20 protein-coding genes are annotated in these 24,039 nt (G+C 60.6%); 10 read left to right on the top strand and 10 right to left on the bottom strand.

The window, feature by feature from the left end:
• Position 1: 1 nt before the first annotated feature.
• From QMX88_RS12375 to edd, 10 genes are all read right to left on the bottom strand, one after another.
• A complete protein-coding gene (locus tag QMX88_RS12375; RefSeq protein WP_282369631.1) occupies positions 2-877 on the bottom strand; it encodes an aldose epimerase family protein in 876 nt (291 codons plus the stop codon).
• Between the two features lie 168 nt (positions 878-1,045).
• The gene (locus tag QMX88_RS12370; RefSeq protein WP_192171796.1) at positions 1,046-2,401 is read right to left on the bottom strand and encodes a carbohydrate porin; all 1,356 of its coding nucleotides are present in this window, start codon (positions 2,399-2,401) and stop codon (positions 1,046-1,048) included.
• Positions 2,402-2,538: 137 nt separating this feature from the next.
• Positions 2,539-3,699, bottom strand: a complete 1,161-nt coding sequence (locus QMX88_RS12365) for an ABC transporter ATP-binding protein (RefSeq protein WP_282369628.1) — start codon at positions 3,697-3,699, stop codon at positions 2,539-2,541.
• Positions 3,700-3,701: 2 nt separating this feature from the next.
• A complete protein-coding gene (locus tag QMX88_RS12360) occupies positions 3,702-4,547 on the bottom strand; it encodes a carbohydrate ABC transporter permease (protein ID WP_133772127.1) in 846 nt (281 codons plus the stop codon).
• Positions 4,540-5,448, bottom strand: coding sequence for a carbohydrate ABC transporter permease (locus QMX88_RS12355; RefSeq protein ID WP_037014845.1), 909 nt, complete (start codon positions 5,446-5,448; stop codon positions 4,540-4,542). Before QMX88_RS12355 ends, QMX88_RS12360 begins: the two co-directional genes overlap by 8 nt.
• A gap of 156 nt (positions 5,449-5,604) precedes the next feature.
• Positions 5,605-6,891: an ABC transporter substrate-binding protein gene (locus QMX88_RS12350; RefSeq protein WP_282369621.1), complete on the bottom strand. Its 1,287-nt coding sequence runs from the start codon at positions 6,889-6,891 to the stop codon at positions 5,605-5,607.
• Positions 6,892-7,029: 138 nt separating this feature from the next.
• Complete coding sequence (locus QMX88_RS12345; protein ID WP_282369619.1) at positions 7,030-8,490, bottom strand: ATP-binding protein; 1,461 nt, start codon at positions 8,488-8,490, stop codon at positions 7,030-7,032.
• 6 nt (positions 8,491-8,496) lie between these two features.
• Positions 8,497-9,234 (bottom strand): response regulator, encoded by a 738-nt coding sequence (locus QMX88_RS12340; RefSeq protein WP_122535887.1) that lies wholly within the window; start codon positions 9,232-9,234, stop codon positions 8,497-8,499.
• Between the two features lie 101 nt (positions 9,235-9,335).
• Positions 9,336-10,310 (bottom strand): glucokinase, encoded by a 975-nt coding sequence (locus QMX88_RS12335; protein ID WP_282369618.1) that lies wholly within the window; start codon positions 10,308-10,310, stop codon positions 9,336-9,338.
• Complete coding sequence (gene edd / locus QMX88_RS12330; RefSeq protein ID WP_282369615.1) at positions 10,307-12,133, bottom strand: phosphogluconate dehydratase; 1,827 nt, start codon at positions 12,131-12,133, stop codon at positions 10,307-10,309. The genes QMX88_RS12335 and edd overlap by 4 nt, the downstream gene beginning before the upstream one ends.
• Positions 12,134-12,367: 234 nt before the next feature.
• Between edd and gap the strand changes: the two genes are divergently transcribed.
• From gap to gcvP, 10 genes are all read left to right on the top strand, one after another.
• On the top strand, positions 12,368-13,369 hold the full coding sequence (gap, locus tag QMX88_RS12325) for a type I glyceraldehyde-3-phosphate dehydrogenase (protein ID WP_122535884.1): 1,002 nt from the start codon (positions 12,368-12,370) through the stop codon (positions 13,367-13,369).
• A 224-nt stretch (positions 13,370-13,593) separates the two neighbouring features.
• A complete protein-coding gene (locus QMX88_RS12320; RefSeq protein ID WP_282369613.1) occupies positions 13,594-14,109 on the top strand; it encodes an RNA polymerase sigma factor in 516 nt (171 codons plus the stop codon).
• A gap of 81 nt (positions 14,110-14,190) precedes the next feature.
• Positions 14,191-14,436 carry a FecR/PupR family sigma factor regulator gene (locus QMX88_RS12315; RefSeq protein WP_282369611.1) on the top strand — a complete coding sequence of 82 codons (246 nt, stop codon included), beginning with the start codon at positions 14,191-14,193 and terminating at the stop codon, positions 14,434-14,436.
• A 181-nt stretch (positions 14,437-14,617) separates the two neighbouring features.
• Complete coding sequence (locus QMX88_RS12310) at positions 14,618-16,957, top strand: TonB-dependent hemoglobin/transferrin/lactoferrin family receptor (RefSeq protein ID WP_442969450.1); 2,340 nt, start codon at positions 14,618-14,620, stop codon at positions 16,955-16,957.
• Between the two features lie 89 nt (positions 16,958-17,046).
• On the top strand, positions 17,047-17,646 hold the full coding sequence (locus QMX88_RS12305; RefSeq protein WP_282369609.1) for a biliverdin-producing heme oxygenase: 600 nt from the start codon (positions 17,047-17,049) through the stop codon (positions 17,644-17,646).
• Between the two features lie 93 nt (positions 17,647-17,739).
• On the top strand, positions 17,740-18,138 hold the full coding sequence (locus QMX88_RS12300; RefSeq protein ID WP_192171804.1) for a YbaN family protein: 399 nt from the start codon (positions 17,740-17,742) through the stop codon (positions 18,136-18,138).
• 175 nt (positions 18,139-18,313) lie between these two features.
• Complete coding sequence (locus tag QMX88_RS12295; protein WP_192171805.1) at positions 18,314-18,664, top strand: DUF5064 family protein; 351 nt, start codon at positions 18,314-18,316, stop codon at positions 18,662-18,664.
• A gap of 92 nt (positions 18,665-18,756) precedes the next feature.
• Entirely contained in the window at positions 18,757-20,265 is a 1,509-nt protein-coding gene (locus QMX88_RS12290; RefSeq protein WP_282369605.1) for a sigma-54-dependent transcriptional regulator, read from the top strand.
• A gap of 455 nt (positions 20,266-20,720) precedes the next feature.
• Positions 20,721-21,104 (top strand): glycine cleavage system protein GcvH, encoded by a 384-nt coding sequence (gcvH, locus tag QMX88_RS12285; RefSeq protein WP_192171807.1) that lies wholly within the window; start codon positions 20,721-20,723, stop codon positions 21,102-21,104.
• A gap of 10 nt (positions 21,105-21,114) precedes the next feature.
• The gene (gene gcvP, locus QMX88_RS12280; RefSeq protein WP_282369603.1) at positions 21,115-23,973 is read left to right on the top strand and encodes an aminomethyl-transferring glycine dehydrogenase; all 2,859 of its coding nucleotides are present in this window, start codon (positions 21,115-21,117) and stop codon (positions 23,971-23,973) included.
• Positions 23,974-24,039: the final 66 nt, after the last annotated feature.

Genomic DNA, 24,039 nt, shown 5'->3' with positions numbered 1-24,039 from the left:
CTCAGTGAGCCAGGCTTGCCTGCAGGCTTAAGCTGGCGTGCTGCCCGGGCGCCAGGCTCAAGCAATCATCCACACCCGACGCCGCCTCGACGCGCAAGAAACCCATCGCTTCATCGCCGCCCACGCCAAGCAAGGGTCGGCTGCCGGGGTGCCAGACGACGGTGCTGTCGCTGTCGCCGGTGTCGATGCTCAACCGCCGCTGCCAGGCGTCGTCTTGTAGTTCCAGCAGGCCTGCATGCTCGAACACCCGCTGACAACTGCCATGAACCCGAAGCTCGCCCCGCTGCTCGCAAGCGCTGCGACTGAGTTCGTCATAGCCGTGGGCACCGTCGAGCCCCTGCAACGCGACGTCCGCCACATCACTGATGCGCCAGTAGGCGTGCAAGCCATGGCCGAAGTGACAAGGCTCGCTGTCGTCGTGACGCGTCTCCAGGCGCAGGTCCATCGAATGCCCGAGCTCGGCATAAAGATCGGCCTGCCAGTCCCACAGCTTGAGTTGCCAGCGCAATGTGACGCCCGCCTCATGCTCATGGCTTTCGACCAGTTTCCAGTCGAGGAGTCGGCCCCAGCCATTGGCCGGCCAACCACTCTCCCCCGGATGACGTCCGACCCAGGGCCAACTGACCGGCACGCCACCGCGGATCGCGCCGACCAGGGGCCAGTGGGCGGCACACCACAGCCAGGGCTTCTGCCCGGCAGGTTCAAAATGCAACAGCTGAGCGCCCTGCCGACTGAACACGGCCTGGCACTGCGCATGATTGATCACCAGCACATCACGCTGTTGGTAGCGTTCCCACTGAAAGGTCGGTTGCGGTCGCACCGCGGTGAAGAAACGCTGAAGAGGGTGCTCGGTTGAGCCGGGGTCCCTGAAGGGCATCGTTGTCGCACTCCAGATGGCGGTCACTCGTCACGCGAGAAAAAATGCCCCGAACGCGGAGCCATTGCTACGGAATAAATAGCGCGAAAAAAAACGGGCAGCTTGGCTGCCCGTAAAGCACACACGACCCTTGATCGTTTGTGGAGCGCGGAGGAGCGTCCGCTTAACTTAGAACTTCGATTGAATCTTGATACCGGCAACCAGTGCGTTCTGAACGTCGTCCACACCGCCCGGGCTCTTCACGTACTGCAGGTTGGGACGCACGGTCAGCCAGTCGGTTACGTGCACGCCGTAGTAGATTTCCGAGTTGTATTCGGTCTTCTGGATCGGCAGGTAGCCTGGGTTGTCGTAGTCTTCGATGCCGTTTACGGCGTTGACTAGACGACGGTTGTCCTGGGCATCATCGTTCACGTGGATACGCGCGACGCCGATACCGATGTCATCCTTCGGACGTGCATCGAACGGGCCTTTGTAGACGAAGCCGACCTGCTGGTAGTTGTCGACGAAGTTGGTGGCTTTGTCATGCACCGTCGCGTTGGCGAAAATGCTCAGACCACGGGATGCGTCGCCGTTGTGCGCGGTCAGCTGTTGCTGAGCCACGACCCACCAGCCGTGCTTGTCTTTGTGGGACTTGAAGTCACCGCCGGCGATTGCCTGTGGCTGACCGTTTTCGTTCTCGTAGAGATCGTCGGCGCTCGGGTTACTCACGTAGTAGCCCAGACGGTATTCGCCTGGCAGAGAGTTGACGTTTGGCGACCACACCACTTCAACCGGTACGACGGTACCTTTGGAGCCGCTGCCGCTGAGTTTGAAGCTGTTGCCGGTTTCGAGGTACGAAGGGTTCTGCTCGTAGACGCCGATCTGGGCGAACAACTCAGGCGTGATGTTGTACTTCACGCGGGCAGCCCACTGGCTGACAGGCCAGTTGTACCAGGTGTTGACGTAGTTACCGACTTGCGAGCCGCAGAACGAAAGGTTCTGGAAGTCGCAAGGGAAGCTGTTGAAGTCTTCGCCTTCACCGAAACGACCAACCTTGATGTCCAGCTTGCCGTCGAAGTACTTCTGCTTGACCCACATCTGGGTCAGACGCCAGGTCTGGCCACGGCCCCAGACTTCCTGGGAGGAGCTGAGCGTGCCGGCACGCGGATCGCCGATACGGTCGTTGGAGATGTTGTTGCCGCTACGCTCGGTGATCGCGAGCTTGAACTCTGCGTCGTGCCAGCCGAGGATTTTTTGCAGGTCCATTTGTACGCCGAACGCAAACTGGTCGCTGTAGCGGCCGGTTCTGTCGTCGTTATAACCACCGTTGAGGTTGGAGGCGGCTTCGCCTACGTACTCGATCGGGAAGTCGTAACCCTTGTCGTACAGCTCTTGACGCAGACCACCCCAATCGCCGGTCATGTGCTCGCTGGCTTTGAAAGGCTCCATTGCAGACGCCGTTCCGGAAATCGTCAACGCGCTCAGGACAGACAACCCACCGATCAGTTGAAACTGGTTAAGCGACTTGTTACGTACCTTTTTCATCCCTTGGATCCTCGTTTTATTGTTATTAGCTTTTGAACAGCGTTGTAACCACGTACATCGTGTGCATGACGGGTTTTGTACGGCAGACATCCACCCGTCACAGGTGCTCGTTTGTGCAGTGCTCCTGCACATCGGGATCAGTTGCGGTTGAGCCGCGTGACATTCCCCATGTTCTCCACCGACTGACTCGGTGCCAGGACGCCAAGGCGCTCGCCGGTTTTGGCGTCGAACAGCAGAACCTTCGCCGGATCGAACTGCAACGTCAAGGTCTCGCCCACAGCGGGTGCAATATCCGGCGCCAGACGGCAGCAGACCTTGCTCTCGTTGAGGGTAACGAATACCAGCGTATCCGGGCCAGTCGGCTCGGTCACCTGGACTTCGGCGCGAATGGTCGGCAGACCGGCAGCATCACCGGACGCTAGCACGATCTGCTCGGGACGCAGGCCCAGAATCACCTCACGGTCCTCAAGACCGGCGTCGTTCATGCTCATCGGCAGCTCGCAACGGGCCTGACCGCTGTCGAGCAGTGCGACGAGGCGACCGTCCTTGCGTTGCAGGCGCAGCGGGATGAAATTCATGGGCGGCGAGCCGATGAAGCTGGCCACGAACAGGTTGGCCGGATCGTTGTAGATCTGCTTTGGCGTGCCGAACTGCTGAATGATGCCGTCCTTCATGACCGCCACTTTGTCGCCCAGTGTCATCGCTTCGATCTGGTCGTGGGTCACGTAGACCGTGGTGGTCTTCAGGCGCTGGTGCATCAGCTTCATTTCGGTACGCATCTCTACGCGCAGCTTGGCATCGAGGTTCGAAAGCGGCTCGTCGAACAGGTAAATCTTCGGACGACGAGCCAGCGCCCGGCCCATGGCCACGCGCTGTTGCTGACCACCGGAGAGCTGCCCCGGCTTGCGATTGAGCAGGTGTTCGATCTGCAGCAGCTTGGCGACCCGCGCCACTTCGGCGTCGATGTCGGCCTGGGCCATCTTGCGAATCTTCAGCCCGAACTCGATGTTCTCGCGCACGCTCATGGTCGGGTAGAGCGCGTAGGACTGGAACACCATCGCGATGTCGCGATCCTTCGGGCTCATGCCGCTGACGTCCTGATCACCGATCATGATCGCGCCGCCGGTAATGTTTTCCAGCCCGGCGATGCAGTTCATCAGGGTCGACTTACCGCAGCCCGAAGGGCCGACCAGAATCAGGAACTCGCCTTCTTTGATGGAGAGTTCGATGTTCTTCAGGGTGTCCGGCAAACCGGCCCCGTAAGTCTTGTTTACATTGCGTAGTTCAAGCGTTGCCATGATTACCCCTTGACTGCGCCGGCCGTGAGCCCGCGCACGAAATACTTGCCTGCGACCACGTAGACCAGCAGGGTCGGCAGACCGGCGATCATCGCCGCCGCCATATCAACGTTGTATTCCTTGACGCCTGTGCTGGTGTTGACCAGGTTGTTCAGCGCGACCGTGATCGGCTGCGAATCACCGCTGGAGAACACCACGCCGAACAGGAAGTCGTTCCAGATCTGGGTGAACTGCCAGATCAGGCAGACCATGATGATCGGCGTCGACATCGGCAGAATGATCCGACGGAAGATGGTGAAGAAGCCGGCGCCATCCAGACGTGCCGCTTTCACCAGTGCGTCCGGAATACTGACGTAGTAGTTGCGGAAGAACAGCGTGGTGAACGCCAGACCGTAAACGACGTGGACGAACACGAGACCTGTGGTGGTGCTCGCCAGGCCCATTTTGCCCAGTGTAAAAGACGCCGGCAGCAGGACGGTCTGGAACGGCAGGAAGCAACCGAACAGCAGCAGGCCGAAGAACAACTGCGAACCGCGGAAGCGCCACATCGACAGCACATAGCCGTTCAGCGCACCAATGGTGGTGGAGATCAGCACCGCCGGAACGGTGATCAGGAACGAGTTCCAGAAGTAGCCCTTCACCGTCGCCCAGGCTTTGATCCAGCCGATGGCCGTCACTTCGGTCGGCCAGCTGAGCAGGTTGCCGCTGCCGATGTCTTCCGGCGACTTGAAGCTGGTCAGCAGCATTACCACCAGCGGCACCAGATAAATGAATACCGCAACGATCAGCACCGCATAGATGGCGACGCGGCTCAGGCTGAGGGCGGGCTTGTTGGCGAGACTAGTCATTGCGCTTGGCCCTCAGCTCGGAATACAGATAAGGCACGAGGATGGCGAGAATCGCGCCGAGCATCAGGATCGCACTGGCGGAACCCATGCCCATCTGGCCACGGCTGAAGGTGAACGAGTACATGAACATCGCGGGCAAGTCAGACGAGTAGCCCGGGCCACCGGCCGTCATGGCCGCGACCAGGTCGAAGCTCTTGATGGCGATGTGCGCCAGGATCATGACCGCACTGAAGAACACCGGACGCAGGCTTGGCAGCACGACCTTCCAGTAGATTTTCGGCATGCTCGCGCCGTCGATCTGCGCAGCACGGATGATTGACTGATCAACGCCACGAAGGCCGGCCAGGAACATCGCCATGATGAAGCCCGACGCCTGCCATACCGCAGCGATCACCAGGCAGTAAACGACGCGATCCGGATCGATCAGCCAGTCCAGGCGGAAGCCTTCCCAGCCCCAGTCACGCAGCAGTTTGTCCAGGCCCATGCCCGGGTTGAGCAGCCATTTCCAGGCCGTACCGGTGACGATCATCGACAGCGCCATCGGGTACAGATAAATAGTGCGGATAAAGCCTTCGCGGCGGATGCGCTGGTCCAGAAAGACCGCCAGCAGCACGCCGACCACCATGCTGATGCCGATGAACATGCCACCGAACACCGCGAGGTTTTTACTGGCTACCCACCAGCGATCGTTGTCGAACAACCGCGCGTATTGCGCCAGACCCACAAACTTGTAGGTCGGCAGGAAAGTCGAGTTGGTGAACGACAGAACGAACGTCCACAGGATATAGCCGTAGAAGCCCACCAATACGATGAACATGCTGGGCGCCAGCACCAGTTTGGGTAGCCAGCGCTGCAGTGCATCGAACGGCGAGGCTTTGCTGAACACAGCAACAGAACTCATGGTGAAATCCAGTACAGAAGAATGAAGAGTGCAAACACGCCGCCTTCTGCAGGAGTGAGCTTGATCGCGATGCGGCGTATCAGTGCCGTCTGTATTGGCTGACATGACGCCATCGCGAGCAAGCTCACTCCTACATGGAGCAAGCGGTGTTACGGCTTACTTGGCAGACTTGATCGCAGCGCCCAGCTTCTTCGCCGCGTCGGCCGGATCGGCTTTCGGGTCGTTGATGAAGTTGGTCACGACGTCAAAGAACGCGCCCTGCACGGCCAGTGTGGTGGCCATGTTGTGCGCCATGCTTGGTTGCAGGCCGCCGGTTTTGGCGTCAGCCAGGAAGTCCTTGGCAGCGGTCTGGGCGCACGAGTCGAAACCGTACTTGCCCATGTCAGCCAGCATGTCGTTGCGAACAGGAATCGAGCCCTTGTTGATGCTGAAGACTTTCTGGAAGTTTTCACCCAACACGATCTTGGCGATGTCCTGCTGACCGGCAGCAGTACCCGCGTCCTTCTGCTTGAACACAGCCAGGGAGTCGATGTTGTAGGTAAAGGCCTTGTCGGTACCCGGGAACGCTACGCACTCGTAGTCCTTGCCGGCGACTTTCTTGGCGGCGGTCCATTCACTCTTGGCCCAGTCACCCATGATCTGCATGCCGGCCTTGCCGTTGATGACTTTGGCGGCTTCCAGGTTCCAGTCCTGGCCTTTGCCGTCGGCATCCATGTAGGTGGCGACTTTCTTGAGCTCGGTCAGCGACTTGACCATTTCAGGGCCGGTCAGCGCAGCATTGTCGAGGTCGACCAGTGCCTTTTTGTAACCATCAGCGCCCATGACAGAGAGAACGACGGCTTCAAAAACAGTGCTGTCCTGCCAAGGCTGGCCACCGTGGGCCAGAGGGATGAAGCCTGCCGCTTTGAGCTTGTCGCCCGCTGCGTAGAATTCTTCGAGGGTGGTAGGGGCTTTTTCGATACCGGCTTTCTTGAAGACTTCCGGGTTGATCCACAGCCAGTTGACGCGGTGGATGTTCACCGGCACGGCGACGTAGTCACCGTCGTACTTCACGGTATCGGAGACTTTCTTGTCCAGCAGGCTGTCCCACTTCTCCTCTTTGGAGACGTTTTTCAGCACGTCGGTATCAAGCAGGCCGGTAGAGGCCCATTCCTGGATGTCCGGGCCCTTGATCTGGGCAACGCCAGGCGGGTTGCCAGCAACGGCGCGGCTTTTGAGCACGGTCATTGCAGTTGCACCGCCGCCGCCTGCGACAGCGCCGTCTTTCCAGGTGAAACCGTCTTTTTCAACTTGCGCGCGGAGCACATCGACAGCGGCTTTTTCGCCACCGGACGTCCACCAGTGCACAACTTCGACAGTGCCTTTGGCATCAGCCGCCATGGCGCTCAGAGGGAACAACGAGGCGAGGGAAATAAGTGCAGCGAGACGGGAAATCGAATTCATATCTGACCTTTCTTGTTGTTATGCATGAGCAAGTCGTGGCGCTTGCGCTGCGTGGATTCTAACCAAGGGGTTAGAGCGGACGGTAACGAAGGGATGCGCAAATGTCACAGGGCTGTGACATTGAGGAAAGGGACCGGATTACTCCACACCACGCGGCAGATAGAGCGTGACCCGCAACCCGCCTTCGCGCATGTTCTGCAACGTCACTTCGCCGCCGTGGCTGTGGGCAATATTGCGGGCGATGCCGAGCCCCAGCCCATAGCCCTGCTGGTGTTTGCCGGCCAGCCGGAAGTGCGGTTCGAAGACTTGTTCCATTCGCTGTTCAGGCACGCCCGGGCCTTCATCTTCGACGTGAAGAATGAACGCATCGGCGTCGTCCTCAACGAACAGGTGCGCACGGTCGCCGTATTTGATGGCGTTATCGATCAGGTTGCCCATGCACCGGCGCAGCGCCAGGGGCTTGCCGTAGTACATCGACATCGCCTTGCCGTGCAACGTGACACGACCTGCACCGTCAGCGGAGAGATAGGGCTCGATCAGGCAATCCAGCGCGTGATTGAGGTCGACCGGCTCGATGTTTTCGTGAATGTCGGTGTCCTTCACGCACTGCAACGCGCCTTTGACCAGCAACTCCAGCTCATCCAGGTCACGGGTGAATTTGGCCTGCATCTGTTCGTCTTCGAGCAGCTCGACGCGCAGCCGCAAGCGAGTGATCGGGGTGCGCAGGTCGTGGGAAATCGCGCTGAACAGCTGGCCGCGCTCGGTCAGGTAACGGCTGATGCGATCGCGCATGGTGTTGAACGCGCGGGTCACTTCCACCACTTCACTGCCTCCCCCCTCCACCACCGGCTCAACGTCGGCGCCCAACGACAGATCCCGCGCGGCATGGGCCAGACGCTTGAGCGGCCCACTCTGCCAGTGCACCAGCAGACCGATGAAGACCAACAGAAAAATACTGGTCAGCGCGATGAACCAGACTTGCTGGGAGGGCAGGCCTTCCGCTTCGAGCATGGTGTAAGGCTCAGGCAGCAGCGAGGCGATGTACAGCCATTCGCCGGGCGACAGCTCGATCTGCGTGACCAGCACGGGCGGATTGACCGGTTCAAGGGTCAGCGCGTAATGAGCCCATGAGCGCGGAAGCTCGTCGAGTCTGAGACCGCTGTTGAAAATGCGCAGGTCTTCGGGACGCACGAAGCGCACGAGGATGTCGGGATCAGCGCCGAGGTTTTGCCGCAGCACCTGACCGACCACATCGATGACCGCTGTCTTGCGCACGGTGGGCTCAAGCACCTGCATTTCCAGCGGCCGATCGTTGAGCGACACAAAGAAACGCGTGCCGCCCATGCTGCGCAATTGATCGAGCACCAGCGGCCGAAACGCAACGGGGAGCGAGCGGAAGTAACTCACACTCGCCGCCATGGAAAAACCCAGACTGCGGGCGCTGGTGACCAGGCCTTCCATCTGCGTGGCGCGCAGCTGCGAAAGCCAGATCAGGCTGGACAGGGTTTGCGCCAGCAACACGGCGAGCAAGGTCAGCAGCAGCATGCGTCCGAGCAGCGAACGCGGCACCGGCAAGCGGCGTTTCCTGTCGGTCACCATTGAGTATCAGTAACCGTTGCCGGCTTGGGGGAGCACATTGGCTGCCAGCAGATAACCACTGCCTCGCACGGTGCGGATCAAACGCGGAGCCTTGCCAGTGTCACGCAAACGCTGACGCAGGCGGCTGACCGCCATGTCGACGATGCGCTCCAGCGGCATCAGCTCACGGCCACGGGTGGCGTTGCCGATGGTGTCGCGATCGAGAATCTGTTGGGGGTTGTCGAGAAACAGTTTAAGCAGCGCGAAATCAGCGCCGGACAAAATCACTTCTTCACCGTCGTTGTGAAACAGCCGATGACTGACCATGTCCAGCCGCCATTCATCGAACACCAGCACTTCACCGCCGCTGCGTTCCTGGCCGAACTGGGCACGGCGCAACAGGGCTTTGATCCGGGCCTGAAGCTCACGGGGGCTGAAGGGTTTGGCCATGTAATCATCGGCGCCGAGTTCCAGACCAATGACACGGTCGGCCTCGTCGGAGCTGGCGGTGAGCATGATGATGGGAATATGCGGTTGACGCGGATGCTGCCTGACCCAGCGACACAGGCTGAAGCCGTCTTCATCAGGGAGCATCACGTCGAGAATCAGCAGGTCGCTGGCCTCTTCGTTGAATGCCTGTCGAAACTCGGCCCCATCGCCGACCGTGCGCACCTGAAAACCGGATCGGCTCAGGTAGGCTTGCAGCAACTCGCAAATCTCCTGGTCATCGTCGACCACCAGAATCGATTTACTGACAGCGTTCACATGGTCGTCCTTGTGAGCAATGGATTGTTGTTATAGGTGGAGCAGTTGCGAGCTTCAAGCTTTAAGCCGCAAGCCAGCCATGCGCGGCCTTGACTTGCAGCTTATAGCTTGCCGCTAGCGCTCGCCGCATATTGATCCAGCGCCACGCCTGCGCCCATCAGGCCGGGGTACTCGGCCGTGACCAGCCAGACCGGCACGTCATTGAAGTAATCCTTCATCAGTCCCTTCTCGGCGAACGCCTTGTTGAAGCCGCTCTGCATGAAGAAATCAACGAACCGCGGGATCACGCCACCGGCAATATACACGCCGCCGCGTCCGCCGACAGTCAGTACGTTATTGCCCGCCACCCGGCCGAGGAATACACAGAACTGCTCGAGCACCGCGCTGGCGACCGGATCGCCCTTGAGCGCCGCCGAGGTAATGGCCGCCGGGGATTTGAGTTCAGGCTCGATCTCGTCCAGCCCGCAGCTGACTTGATACAGCAGCAACAGCCCGGCGCCACTCAGAATCGTCTCGGCGCTGACATGCTCGTGGGTCGCCATCAACCGCATCCACAGCAGGGCTTCGCGAGGCGTGCCGATGGGCAGATCAACGTGACCGCCCTCCCCCGGCACCGCAGTCCATCGCGCTTCGCCGCTGCGGATCAGCGTGCCGACGCCAAGTCCGGTGCCTGGCCCGATCACCACCCGCGCGCCGCGAGGGTCGCCCTTGCCATGACGCACGGTCAGGTACTCGTCGTCCTTCAGGCGGGTCATGCCCAGCGCCATGGCGGTGAAGTCGTTGACCAGGATCAGGTGGTCGATCTTCAGCTCGGCGCAGAATGCCTGCCGATTGATCTTCCAGTGGCTGTTGGTGAAGTGGAAATCATCGCCGGTCACCGGCCCGGCCACGGCCAGACAAATGGAGGTGACATCACCGCGCTGCAATTCCAGGTCCTGCAAATAGACCGTCAAGGCCTTTTCAGGACTGGCGTAATCGACCGTCGCGAATACGCGAATCGAATGCAACTGGTCGTCTTCCCAAATGGCAAACCGCGCATTTGTGCCGCCGATATCACCCACCATCGCCAATGTCACTTGAGCGTCTCCAGATTCGAAGTAAAGGCGCTGGCGCCCTTCTCTGCCGAGCTGAAGGCCATGCGCATGAAGCCGAACAATTCGCGCCCGCTGCCCACGTTATGGGACAAGCGACCGATGGCCGGCTCTCTGGCGGCCAATTCTGCCGGTTCGACCAGAACTTGCAACGTTCCTTTCACGCCATCGACACGAATGAGATCCCCATCACGCACCAACGCCAGCGGCCCGCCGTCGGAGGCTTCCGGGCAAACGTGAATCGCCGCCGGGATTTTCCCGGACGCGCCGGACATGCGCCCGTCAGTAATCAGCGCCACCTTGAACCCACGGTCCTGCAGCACGCCCAGAAACGGCGTCATCTTGTGCAGTTCCGGCATGCCGTTGGAGCGCGGCCCCTGGAAGCGCATCACCGCCACGAAATCGCACTCCAGTTCGCCGGCCTTGAAGGCGTCGGCGAGGTCCTGCTGGTCTTCGAATACTTTGGCGGGCGCTTCGACGATCTGATGCTCCAGCGCAACGGCAGAGACTTTCATCACGCCACGGCCCAGGTTGCCTTCCATCACCCGCAGGCCGCCCTCGGCCGAGAACGGACGGGCAATCGGGCGCAGGACGTTTTCGTCGAGGCTTTCGACCGGGCCATCGCGCCACACCAGTGTGCCTTCTTCCAGGAACGGCTCCTGGGTGTAGCGACGCAGACCACGGCCCATGACCGTGTTGACGTCTTCGTGCATCAGGCCCGCGTCGAGCAGCTCGCGGATCAGGAACGACATGCCGCCGGCAGCCTGGAAGTGGTTGATGTCGGCTTTGCCGTTCGGGTAGACGTGGGACAGGGTCGGCACGACTTCCGACAGATCGGCCATGTCCTGCCACGTCAGCTGAATGCCCGCGCACTGGGCAATCGCCGGCATGTGCAGCGTGTGGTTGGTGGAACCGCCCGTCGCGTGCAGGGCAACAATCGAGTTGACCAGCGAACGTTCGTCCACAATCTCTCCGAGAGGGATGAAGTCGCCGCTTTGTTTGGTCAGACGCGTGACCTGGAACGCCGCCTCGCGTGTCAGGGCATCGCGTAGCGGTGTGTAGGGATTGACGAAAGAGGCGCCCGGAAGATGCAGACCCATGACTTCCATGAGCAACTGGTTGGTGTTCGCCGTGCCGTAGAACGTGCAGGTGCCCGGGCCGTGGTAGGACTTCATCTCCGAGTCCAGCAGCTCTTCGCGGGTTGCCTTGCCTTCGGCGTAGCGCTGACGCACGTCGGCTTTCTCTTTGTTGGAGATGCCCGAGACCATCGGCCCGCCCGGTACAAAAATCGTCGGCAGATGACCGAAACGCAGGGATCCCATGAGCAAGCCCGGAACGATCTTGTCGCAGATGCCCAGCATCAGCGCGCCGTCGAACATGTTGTGGGACAACGCCACCGCCGTTGCCATCGCAATGACTTCTCGGCTGGCGATACTCAATTCCATGCCCGGCTCGCCCTGGGTGACACCGTCACACATGGCCGGAACGCCACCGGCAAACTGCCCCACCGAGCCGATTTCGCGCAGCGCTTTTTTGATCTGTTCGGGGAAGTGTTCGTACGGCTGATGCGCCGAGAGCATGTCGTTGTAGGAAGAGACGATGGCAATGTTCGCCGCATTCATCATGCGCAGGCTGTTCTTGTCTTCGGGACCACATGCCGCGACGCCGTGGGCGAAGTTGGCACATTGCAACTTGCCGCGCATCGGCCCGTCGCTCGCCGCACCCCGGATCAATTGCAGGTAGCGTTGACGGGTTTCACGGCTGCGAGCAATCAGCCGTTCGGTTACCTCAAGGACGCGGGGATGCATGTCATGGACTCCAGGCTAGCGATGTGGTCACTCGTTCAGGCGCTTTCACCAGGCTGCGATCAAATCCGGGGCTCAGACGAGAGCGGCGGCAAGCACTTGATTTTCAGCCAGTTGTGACGGCCAGACGGGTTTCTATTTGTAGATAAAACAAAATACTGCCACTAAAAGGGGTTGTTTTCTATTTTTATGAGAATAATCTTGTAATTCCAACAACAAATTCTTGAGGACGGGTGTATGACTCTCCGCATTGCAATCAATGGCTTTGGCCGAATCGGCCGCAACGTCCTACGCGCACTCTATACCCAAGGCTACCGTCAGGACCTGCAAGTCGTCGCCATCAACGACTTGGGCGACAGCGAGATCAACGCCCACCTGCTGAAATTCGATACGGTTCACGGGCAATTCGACGGTTCCGTTGAACACGATCAGGAAAGCCTGACCGTCAATGGTGACCGAATTGCGGTCAGCGCGATCCGCAACCCGGCCGAGCTGCCGTGGAAATCCCTGGACATCGACGTGGTGTTCGAATGCACCGGCCTGTTCACCGACCGCACCAAGGCTGCTGCACACATCACCGCAGGCGCCAAGAAAGTGATTATTTCTGCACCGGCCAAAGGCGCCGATGCGACGATCGTCTACGGCGTTAACCATGATGTACTGCGCCAATCCCATCAGGTCATCTCCAATGCATCCTGCACCACCAACTGCCTGGCGCCGGTCGCTCAGGTGCTGAACCGTGAACTGGGCATCGAGAGCGGTCTGATGACCACCATCCACGCCTACACCAACGACCAGAACCTGATCGACGTCTACCACACCGACCCGTACCGCGCGCGTTCGGCTACCCAGTCGATGATCCCGAGCAAGACCGGCGCTGCCGAAGCGGTCGGCCTGGTGCTGCCGGAACTGGCGGGCAAGCTGACCGGCATGGCCGTGCGTGTACCGGTGATCAACGTGTCGCTGGTCGACCTGACCATTCAGCTCAAGCGCGATGCGACGGCCGAAGAAGTCAACGCGATCATGAAAGAGGCCGCGCAGCATTCGAAAATCCTCGGCTACAACACCCTGCCGCTGGTTTCCCACGACTTCAATCACAACCCGCTGTCGTCGATCTTCGATGCGAACCACACCAAAGTCAGCGGTCGCCTGCTGAAGGTGCTGGCGTGGTACGACAACGAATGGGGCTTCTCCAACCGCATGCTGGATAACTGCCTGGCGTTGATGAACGCCGAGTAAGCAAGTAACAGGATCCCCTCAATGTAGGAGCGAGCTTGCTCGCGAAGACGAAATTCAAGCCGCTGGACCGTCAGCGGATTTACCAGGCTCTTCGCGATCAACTCCCTCCCCGGTAATGACTGCCGTCCCGGTGAACGGCCCTTACAATCTGTGCAAATCCCTGCCTTGACCTGACGTCTAGATGATAAGCATTATCATCTAATGAATTCTCGTCGGGTGTCCCTGTGACTCAGTCGCACTTCAATACTGTCTTCCTCGCCCGGCGAACCATGCTGTTGCGCACGCTTCAGCGCATGGTCCGCAGTCACACCGCCGCCGAAGACCTGCTCCAGGAAACCTACCTGCGTGTCACCCGCGCGCTCACCGAGCGAGCCATCGAGCACCTCGAACCCTTCGTCTTCCAGACCGCGCGCAATCTGGCCCTGGATCATCTGCGCGCCCGCCGCGTTCACGCGCGCACCATCAATGACGATGCGCCGATCAGCGATATTCATAATGTCGTCGCCCCCCACTCCGCGCTGGAGGACGCCGCCCACGCCAACCGTCTGCTGGAAAGCCTGAGCGCGAGCCTGGAAACCCTGTCGCCCCGGCAGCAGAAAATCTTCACCCTCAGTCGGCTTCACGGCGCAAGTTATCTGGAAATCGCCGAGCAACTGGGCGTGTCCACCAGCACCGTGCAAAAAGAATTGAAGCTGATCATGACGCTCTGCCTGAGTGTCGCGGCGCGCCTGGATCACTGAGTTTCATCCGCAAGAATTCGTCAGTGGGTGCTTCTGAGTGACGCTACAATGCCGGCCAAACCGTGGACCTGAGGACGCTCCTTGACGGACTCCCAATCACCCCGCCGCACTCAAGCCGATGCATCGGGCACTGCCGAGACGATGGACCAGGCCCTGACCTGGCTGATCGAGCTGGAAATCGCAGATGCCGCAACCCACGCGCGCTTTCTGGAATGGCTCGAAGCCGATCCCGCCCACCGAGAAGCGTTTGCCAGCGCCGAGACCGTGTGGCACTCGCAAACGGTATTCGATGCAGCAGCGGTGCTGGCTGTGCGGAAAAAAACCTGACGCCGGACTGCGCTCGCCAAGCTGCGGCGCCATGGCTTCAAACCTGATGATCTGACACTCACCGAAATTATTTTTACGCGATAGCCGCGACCCGCACGTCTAGTCATAGCCAATGCAACTGATTCCTATTTGAATCATCTCGCAACAACTATGACGACCCGCACGACAGGGAGCGCTATCCATGCTGTCCAGCTTCAACCCCGCCTCATACGCCTCGGCAAACGCCACTCACCACCTCGGGCTTTCCCTGCTGACCATCGCCGTTTTAGCGGCCGCGGTGCACAGTCCCGCCGTCGCTGCCGCCGAGCAAACCAGCGCGCTGGAACTGGAGCAGATCACAGTTAGCGCCACGCGTCAGGCGCAGTCGGTGGATTCGGTACCCGGCACGGTGACCGTGCAGGACCGAGCGTCGCTGGATCGTCGCAACGTCAACAGCATTCGCGACCTGGTACGCGAGGTGCCTGGCGTGTCCGTGGGCGGGACCGGCCAGCGTGCGGGCACCAGCGGCTACAACATCCGCGGCATCGATGGCGACCGGATCCTGACGCAGGTGGATGGCGTCGAAGTGCCGGACAACTTCTTCCAGGGCCCTTTCGCCAACACCCATCGCAATTACGTGGATCCGGAGATCATCAAGCGCGTCGAGATCCTGCACGGGCCTGCGTCGGCGCTGTATGGGAGCAGCGCCATCGGCGGCGCGGTGAGTTATTACACCCTCGACCCCGAGGACATCATCAAGCCGGGCAAGGATGTAGGCGCCCGCCTGAAAACCGGCTACAGCTCGGCGGACAACAGCTGGTTGAATTCATCTACGGTTGCCGGCCGCGCGGGGGATGTCGACGGTTTGCTGCACGTCAGCCAGCGCAACGGCCACGAGACCGAGTCCTACGGTGAGCATGGCGGCACCGGGCTGTCCCGTACGGCAGCCAACCCGGAAGACGCCCGCGCAACCAATGTCCTGGCCAAGCTGGGCTGGAACTATGGCGACAATGATCGTCTGGCGTTCACTTACGAGAAGTACAAGGACGATACCCATACCAATCAGAAGAGTGTGGTGGGTGGGCCTTTCATACCTGGCAGAGGTGCGTCAGGGATGTACCGAAGCCGCGAGGGAAACGATGTCATCACCCGAGAGCGGTTTGGCCTCGAAAACACGTTCGCGCTGGACAGCGTGCTGGCCGACAACGCCAAGTGGAGCTTGAATTATCAGATCGCCAAAACTGATCAAAACACTTTCGAGCGTTACGTCCCTGGTAGTCGTGATGTCTGGCGCACCCGCGACACCCACTACAAGGAACGCCAATGGATCCTCGACGCACAGCTGGATAAAGCGTTCGACATTGGCGACACCCAGCACTTGCTGACGTACGGCACGACCCTCAAGCAACAGAAGGTGACAGGGCTTCGGACAGGATCAGCCACCTGTGCGTCGGTCGTCGGAACCTGCCGCACCATCGGTGCAGTCAGCACCACTGCCTCCGACATCGTGGCACCCACTAACGACTTCCCGAATCCGACGATCACCACCTACGCGCTGTTCGCCCAGGATCAGATCAAGTGGGGCGACTGGACCTTCATGCCCGGCGCCCGCTACGACTACACCACGCTCGAACCAGACGCCACAGATTCATTCCTCAAAAGCGTCAACCTGAAAAGCAAGAGCGAGTTCGACGACAGCACGAAAAAATGGCATCGCCTGTCACCCAAGCTGGGGCTGACGTATGCGTTCAACGACGCCTACACCTGGTACGGCCAGTACGCCGAGGGCTTCCGCACGCCGAGCGCCAAAGCCTTGTATGGCCGCTTCGAAAACACCCGGGGCAATTACGTCGTCGAGCCCAATCCCGACCTGAAACCGGAGACCAGCAAGAGCTACGAAACCGGGCTGCGCGGTCACTTCGACGAGGGCACGTTTGATCTGGCGGTGTTCTACAACACGTATCGCGACTTCATTAATGAGGACGCAGTGATTCCAGCCAACTCCACCACCACGACCTTCCAGTCCAACAACATCAGGCACGCCACGATCAAGGGCGTTGAGCTCAAGGCCCGTTTGAACCTGGACAGCTTCGGCGCACCCGAAGGCCTCTACACCCGAGGCTCGCTGGCCTATCTGTACGGCCGCAACAACGACACCGGCCAGCCCCTCAATAGCATCAACCCGCTCACCGGCGTATTAGGGCTGGGTTATGACCAGAACAACTACGGCGGTTTGCTGAACTGGACGCTGGTCAAGCGCAAGACGCGGGTCGACACCAGTAACTACTACGCCCCCGACGGTGCCACCCGGTTCAAGACGCCGGGCTTTGGCCTCGTCGATCTGACGGGCTATTACAAAGTCACTAACGACGTCACGGTCAGCGGTGGCCTGTACAACCTCGCGGACAAAAAATACTGGCTGTGGGATGACGTGCGCGGCTACGACAGTGTTGGCGAAGCCGGCGCCACCGCCCCCGCCAACCTCGACCGCCTGACCCAGCCAGGACGCAATTTCGCTGTCAACGTGGTGTGGGACATCTGACCGATCCCCGTTGCAGGTGCGTGATTTTTTACGCGCCTGCAACGCTCGTTCGTCTTGTTAACAAGCGCCTCATCTACAAGGAAGACCCTATGACCGACAACGCCATTCGTCGCTCGCAACGACTGAACCAGATCACCCATGCCCCCCATGAACAACTGGACAAGGCGGTGAAAGCCAACGCGCCGTTCGAGACACTGGCCAGCTACCGCCGATTCCTCAGCGCCCAATACCTGTTCCAGGAAGAGCTGAAAACGCTGTACACGCACCCGCAGTTGATCGAGCTGATTGCCGACCTGCCCGATCGATGCCGCGCCGAACAGGCCAAAGCCGATCTGCTTGATCTTCAGGCTGACATCCCTGTCCCGGTCGCCGGCGCCGTCGATGGACCCAGCCTTGCCGAGGCGCTGGGCTGGCTGTTCGTGTCGGAGGGTTCGAAGCTGGGCGCCGCCTTTCTGATCAAACGCGCCGTGGCCTTGAACCTCAGCGAGACGTTCGGCGCGCGCCATCTGGGTGAACCGTCAGGCGGTCGCGCCGAAGGCTGGAAACGCTTTGTCCGGATCATTGACGATCTGCCGTTCAACGCCGAACAGGAGCGCGAGATAGACCGTGGCGCAGTGGCGGCCTTCGAACGTTTCAACGTGCTGCTGCAGCACGCCTACGCTCCAGCGTCCGAAGCGGAACCCGCCTGACGCCGGGCCTTTTGCGCCCGGCACTGATAAGCTGAGCGCCTTTGCGGGACCTGAAAATCCCGCAACACCTGTTCACTCTGCATTACCGAGACCATGACCCGTACTCCACCCGGCAGTAAACTGTCCCGCATCCTGTTTGGCATTCTCGCCTACGTGAGCCTGACCATCGGCATCATCGCGATTTTCATTCCGGGCCTGCCCACCACCGAATTCATTCTGCTAGCGGCGTGGGCGGCGACGCGTAGCTCGCCGCGCTTGAGCGCCTGGCTCGAGAATCATCGGGTGTTCGGACCGATGCTGAGCAACTGGCGAAACGGCAAGATGATTGCGCGCAAGGCCAAGATCAGCGCTACGGTCACCATGCTGATCTGCGCGGTCATGATGCTGGTGCTGCTGAAACACAATTGGTGGATCTACTTCGCGGTAGCCGGCATGGTGCTGGTCAATCTGTGGATCTGGTCACGGCCTGAGCCTTCGCGGCGTCAGGTGTAGGACCGGCTTCAGCCGGGAAGTGGGCCGGTTTCACACCTGGTTCTGAAGTGTGACCTCTGACCCCTTCCCGGCTGAAGCCGGTCCTACAATCAATGCGCGGCATATGAACCTGAACCCGAGGCAGCCCTGCAGGTCTGTCCTCTTAGGTCCATCACCTTTCCCAGGAGCCATCGTCATGTTCGAGCCAGGTCATCTGCACATCGTCCACCCCGCTCTGCAACCACACGATGTCGGCTACGACCTTCACATTCGTTACGAAGTCAGCCAGACCGATTCGGGGCCGGGCATGCAGTTCACCCTGGAAGGCGACATCAATGGCCAGGCGGTCAGCGAAACATTCGAGCTGCCGAAGGACAAGGCCTACAACTTCGCCAGTGATGCCTCGCGCAGACTCGAAAAGCATGGCCTGCCGAGAACCACTGACCTGCACGCGATGCACGGCGAGTACGACAAGATGTTCGAAGACATCCGCCACACGCTCGACATGAAATCCGGTGATCCGGTGAAGCCGGAGCATCTGGAATAGACCAGCACGCTGACACCGTCTCGGGACCGCGATGGGTGATGAGATTACTGGCATAATCGCCCCCCTCACTCCCGCGGGTCCTTTCACTCCCCATGCGCATTCACGTCACGTTCATTGACCGCGTCGGCATCACTCAGGAAGTGCTTGCCATCCTCGGCGCACGCAACCTGAACCTCGATGCCGTGGAAATGGTGCCGCCGAACGTCTACATCGACGCGCCGACGCTGAGCCATGACGTGCTTGAAGAACTCAAGGACCGGCTGTTTCGCGTGCGCGGGGTGGAAGCGATCACAGTGGTCGACATCCTTCCCGGCCAGCGCCGCCACTTGCAGTTGGATGCCCTGCTGGCAGCGATGACCGACCCGGTGCTTGCCCTCGACAGCGCCGGCCATGTGCTGCTGGCGAACCCTGCCCTGGTCGCGTTGTATGGCCGGGAACCGACGGGAGAATCGATCGGCGAACTGTTCTCCGATGATGGCCTGCAATCGGCGCTGCTGGAAAACGGCTTTCGTCTGCCACTGCGCGAAGTCACGCTCAACGGCGAGGCCTTGCTGCTCGATGCCACACCAATCACCGACGCGGGCGCATTACTGACCCTTTACCAACCGAGCCGAATCGGCGAACGCCTGTCGGCGTTGCACCACGATCACGCCGAAGGGTTCGACGCGCTGTTGGGCGACTCCGCGCCAATCCGTACACTTAAAGCCCGCGCCCAGCGGGTCGCGGCACTGGATGCGCCGCTGCTGATTCAGGGCGAAACCGGGACGGGCAAGGAGCTGGTGGCGCGGGCGTGTCATGCCGTGAGCGCGCGCAATGGCGCGCCTTTTCTCGCGCTCAACTGCGCGGCGCTGCCGGAGAACCTCGCGGAGAGCGAACTGTTCGGCTACGCCCCCGGTGCCTTTACCGGTGCACAGCGGGGCGGCAAACCCGGGCTGATGGAGCTCGCCAACAAGGGCACCGTGTTTCTTGACGAGATCGGCGAGATGTCGCCGTATCTGCAAGCAAAACTTCTTCGCTTCCTGAATGACGGCAGTTTTCGGCGGGTCGGCGGCGACAAGGAAGTGCAGGTCAACGTGCGCATCCTGAGCGCCACCCACCGCGACCTGGAAAAAATGGTCGCCGAGGGCACCTTTCGCGAAGACCTCTTTTATCGCCTCAACGTGCTCAATCTGGACGTGCCGCCTTTGCGTGAACGCGGTCAGGATATCCTGATGCTGGCACGCTATTTCATGGAGCAGGCCTGCACGCAGATTCAGCGACCGGTCTGCCGCCTTGCCCCGACCACCTACCCTGCTCTCCTTGGCAATCGCTGGCCGGGAAACGTTCGCCAGTTGCAGAACGTGATCTTCCGCGCGGCGGCCATCTGCGACAGCTCACTGGTTGACATCGGCGACCTCGACATAGCCGGCACGTCGGTGGCGAGGGGCAGTGATGGGGAAATCGAAAGCCTTGAAGCGGCGGTTGAGGATTTTGAAAAGTCGCTGCTTGTAAAGCTCTACAGCCAATATCCTTCAACTCGCCAATTGGCCGCTCGGTTACAGACATCCCACACCGCAATCGCGCACCGGCTGCGCAAATACGGCATTCCCGGAAAAAGCTAAAAAGCTCGACGGAGATTTACGGTCGCTCAAGCGCCGCCATCTCGGATCAATCCCCGGTCGGGTGGGAGCGACCTTGCTCGCGAAGACATTATCCCTGCCGCTGCATATTCGGCGACTGTACCTGCCCCTTCGCGAGCAAGGTGGAGCGCCACCCCGGTCGCTTCCACCAGTCCAAGACATTCCACGCACCCACTGCGCCCGGAACGGAATCGAAACACCGTATCGAAACCATTCCAGCCATCCAGACATAACGTCTTTTGGCGTTCGGACGTTAAAACTCGACCGAAGCTCCTGTGATCCGTATCGATTTCGTTCCAGAAGCCCACGCGACCCACACTACGCCAACTCGCGCAGCCCAACGTTTACGCCCCTTCCCCACTTTGGCCGCAAACTTGCTATGCACTCACCCCATCACGCCCGGGCGTAACGGGCGATTTATCATCTGGGGAGATTTCATGAGCGAGTTGCGCTTTACCGAAGACCACGAGTGGCTGCGCGCCGAAGCTGACGGCAGCGTCACAGTCGGCATCACCGCCTTTGCGCAGGACGCACTGGGTGACGTGGTTTTCGTGCAACTGCCGGAGCTGCAGTCCTACGACAAAGGCAACGAAGCCGCCACCGTCGAATCGGTTAAAGCCGCCAGCGGCGTGTACATGCCCCTTGATGGCGAAGTCGTCGAAACCAACTCCGCGCTGGATGCCAACCCGGAGTTGGTCAACAAAGACCCGCTCGGCCAGGGCTGGTTCTTTCGCTTTATTCCCTCCAATCCCGATGCTGTCGGCCAACTGCTGACTCAAGACGCCTATGATCGTCTGATCAAAGCCAACGCCGAAGCCTGAGGAGCGCGCAATGACTGACCGTATTGAACTGAGCACCGCCAACGAGTTCATCGCCCGCCACATCGGCCCGCGTGCCGCTGATGAAAAAGCCATGCTCACCACCTTGGGCTATGACTCCCTCGACGCGCTGACCGCCAGCGTCATCCCTGAATCCATCAAAGGCACCAGCGTTCTTGGCTTGTCCGCCGGGCAAAGCGAAGCCGACGCGCTGGCCGACATCAAAGCCATCGCCGGCAAGAATCAGCTGTTCAAAACGTACATCGGCCAGGGTTACTACAACACCCACACGCCAGCGCCGATCCTGCGCAATCTGCTGGAAAACCCGGCCTGGTACACCGCTTACACGCCGTATCAGCCGGAGATTTCCCAAGGCCGTCTGGAGTCGCTGCTGAACTTCCAGACCCTGATCAGCGACCTGACCGGCCTGCCGATCGCCAATGCCTCGCTGCTCGACGAAGCCACCGCCGCTGCCGAAGCCATGACCTTCTGCAAACGCCTGAGCAAGAACAAAAGCAGCAACAAGTTCTTCGCCTCCGCCCACTGCCACCCGCAGACCCTCGACGTACTGCAAACCCGCGCCGAGCCGCTGGGCATTGAAGTGGTCGTCGCTGACGAGTCTCAACTGACCGACGTCAGCGAGTTCTTCGGCGCGCTGCTGCAATACCCTGCCAGCAATGGCGACGTGTTCGACTACCGCGAACTGGTCGAGCGCTTTCATGCCGCCAATGCCCTGGTCGCCGTGGCAGCGGATCTGCTGGCCCTGACCTTGCTCACCCCGCCCGGCGAATTTGGCGCTGACGTGGCCATCGGCAGTGCGCAGCGCTTCGGCGTGCCACTGGGTTTCGGCGGCCCGCACGCGGCCTATTTCTCTACCCGTGACGCCTACAAGCGCGACATGCCCGGCCGGCTGGTCGGTGTGTCCATTGACCGCTTCGGCAAGACGGCCCTGCGTCTGGCCATGCAAACCCGCGAGCAACACATTCGTCGCGAGAAGGCCACCAGCAACATCTGCACCGCGCAGGTGCTGCTCGCCAACATCGCCAGCATGTACGCCGTTTACCACGGCCCGCGCGGCCTGACCCGCATCGCCAACCGCGTGCATCACCTGACCGCGATTTTCGCCGAGGGCTTGAATCAGCTGGGCTTGAAGGCCGAGCAGTCGTTCTTCTTCGACAGCATCACCCTGAACACAGGCGCGAAAACGGCCGACCTGCACACCAAGGCACGCGCCCACGAAATCAACCTGCGTGAAGTAGACGCCGAGCGTCTGGGCGTTTCGCTGGACGAAACCACCAAGCCAGCCGACGTAGAAGTGCTGTGGTCTCTCTTCGCTGCTGAAGGCCAGGCCCTGCCTGACTTCGCCGCGCTGGCAGACAGCGTGGAAGCGCGCCTGCCTGCAGAGCTTAAGCGCCAGTCGGCGATCCTCAGCCATCCTGTGTTCAATCGCTACCACTCCGAAACCGAGCTGATGCGCTACCTGCGTCGCCTGGGGGACAAGGACCTGGCGCTGGACCGCACGATGATCCCGCTGGGCTCGTGCACCATGAAGCTCAACGCCGCCAGCGAAATGATCCCGGTGACATGGGCCGAATTCGGCAACCTGCACCCCTTCGCCCCGGCCGAGCAAAGCGCCGGTTATCAGCAGCTGACCGACGAACTGGAAGCGATGCTCTGCGCCGCCACCGGCTATGACGCGATCTCTCTGCAGCCAAACGCTGGCTCCCAAGGCGAGTACGCCGGTCTGCTGGCCATCCGTGCTTACCACCAGAGCCGTGGCGATGAGCGTCGCGACATCTGCCTGATTCCGTCCTCGGCCCACGGCACCAACCCGGCAACCGCCAACATGGCCGGCATGCGCGTGGTCGTGACCGCTTGCGACGCCCGCGGCAACGTCGACATCGAAGACCTGCGCGCCAAGGCTATCGAGCACCGCGAACACCTCGCGGCACTGATGATCACCTACCCGTCGACCCACGGCGTGTTCGAAGAAGGCATCCGCGAAATCTGCGGCATCGTTCATGACAACGGCGGCCAGGTGTACATCGACGGCGCCAACATGAACGCCATGGTCGGCCTCTGCGCACCGGGCAAGTTCGGCGGCGACGTGTCTCACCTGAATCTGCACAAAACCTTCTGCATCCCCCACGGCGGCGGCGGCCCGGGCGTTGGCCCGATCGGTGTGAAATCGCACCTGGCGGCGTTCATGCCGGGTCACGCGAAGATGGAGCGCAAAGAAGGCGCGGTCTGCGCGGCGCCATTCGGCAGCGCGAGTATCTTGCCGATTACCTGGATGTACATCCGCATGATGGGCGGCGAAGGCCTCAAGCGCGCCTCGCAACTGGCGATCCTCAACGCCAACTACATTTCCCGTCGTCTGGAAGAGCACTACCCCGTGCTGTACACCGGCAGCAACGGCCTGGTCGCCCACGAATGCATTCTCGACCTGCGCCCGCTGAAGGAAACCAGCGGCATCAGCGTTGATGACGTTGCCAAGCGCCTGATCGACTTCGGTTTCCACGCCCCGACCATGTCCTTCCCGGTCGCGGGTACGTTGATGATCGAGCCGACCGAAAGCGAATCGAAAGAGGAGCTGGACCGCTTCTGCGACGCGATGATCAAGATCCGCGAAGAAATCCGCGCGGTCGAAAGCGGCGCACTGGACAAGGACGACAACCCGCTGAAAAACGCGCCGCACACCGCTGCAGAACTGGTGGGCGAATGGAGCCATCCGTACAGCCGCGAGCAGGCCGTCTACCCGGTGGCGTCGTTGATCGAAGGCAAATACTGGCCGCCGGTCGGTCGCGTTGACAACGTGTTCGGCGACCGCAACCTGGTCTGCGCCTGCCCGTCGATCGAAGACTACGCTTAAAAAAGCCACGAGCCCCAAGCCGCGAGCGACAAGTAAAGGCCGATCAGCCTTTGTTTGCGGCTTGTA

Origin of the sequence: Pseudomonas sp. PS02290, assembly GCF_029960075.1 — a bacterium.
Lineage (GTDB): Bacteria > Pseudomonadota > Gammaproteobacteria > Pseudomonadales > Pseudomonadaceae > Aquipseudomonas.
This window is presented reverse-complemented; position numbering and strand designations above follow the sequence as displayed.

Excerpts from the sequence above, each read along its gene's own strand:
- QMX88_RS12290 (WP_282369605.1), top strand. The coding sequence starts at position 18,757 with ATGCGCATTCACGTCACGTTCATTGACCGCGTCGGCATCACTCAGGAA.
- QMX88_RS12345 (WP_282369619.1), bottom strand. The coding sequence starts at position 8,490 with ATGGTGACCGACAGGAAACGCCGCTTGCCGGTGCCGCGTTCGCTGCTC.
- gap (WP_122535884.1), top strand. The coding sequence starts at position 12,368 with ATGACTCTCCGCATTGCAATCAATGGCTTTGGCCGAATCGGCCGCAAC.
- QMX88_RS12375 (WP_282369631.1), bottom strand. The coding sequence starts at position 877 with ATGCCCTTCAGGGACCCCGGCTCAACCGAGCACCCTCTTCAGCGTTTC.
- QMX88_RS12310 (WP_442969450.1), top strand. The coding sequence starts at position 14,618 with ATGCTGTCCAGCTTCAACCCCGCCTCATACGCCTCGGCAAACGCCACT.
- QMX88_RS12370 (WP_192171796.1), bottom strand. The coding sequence starts at position 2,401 with ATGAAAAAGGTACGTAACAAGTCGCTTAACCAGTTTCAACTGATCGGT.
- QMX88_RS12365 (WP_282369628.1), bottom strand. The coding sequence starts at position 3,699 with ATGGCAACGCTTGAACTACGCAATGTAAACAAGACTTACGGGGCCGGT.
- gcvP (WP_282369603.1), top strand. The coding sequence starts at position 21,115 with ATGACTGACCGTATTGAACTGAGCACCGCCAACGAGTTCATCGCCCGC.
- gcvH (WP_192171807.1), top strand. The coding sequence starts at position 20,721 with ATGAGCGAGTTGCGCTTTACCGAAGACCACGAGTGGCTGCGCGCCGAA.
- edd (WP_282369615.1), bottom strand. The coding sequence starts at position 12,133 with ATGCATCCCCGCGTCCTTGAGGTAACCGAACGGCTGATTGCTCGCAGC.
- QMX88_RS12350 (WP_282369621.1), bottom strand. The coding sequence starts at position 6,891 with ATGAATTCGATTTCCCGTCTCGCTGCACTTATTTCCCTCGCCTCGTTG.
- QMX88_RS12355 (WP_037014845.1), bottom strand. The coding sequence starts at position 5,448 with ATGAGTTCTGTTGCTGTGTTCAGCAAAGCCTCGCCGTTCGATGCACTG.
- QMX88_RS12305 (WP_282369609.1), top strand. The coding sequence starts at position 17,047 with ATGACCGACAACGCCATTCGTCGCTCGCAACGACTGAACCAGATCACC.
- QMX88_RS12360 (WP_133772127.1), bottom strand. The coding sequence starts at position 4,547 with ATGACTAGTCTCGCCAACAAGCCCGCCCTCAGCCTGAGCCGCGTCGCC.
- QMX88_RS12295 (WP_192171805.1), top strand. The coding sequence starts at position 18,314 with ATGTTCGAGCCAGGTCATCTGCACATCGTCCACCCCGCTCTGCAACCA.
- QMX88_RS12300 (WP_192171804.1), top strand. The coding sequence starts at position 17,740 with ATGACCCGTACTCCACCCGGCAGTAAACTGTCCCGCATCCTGTTTGGC.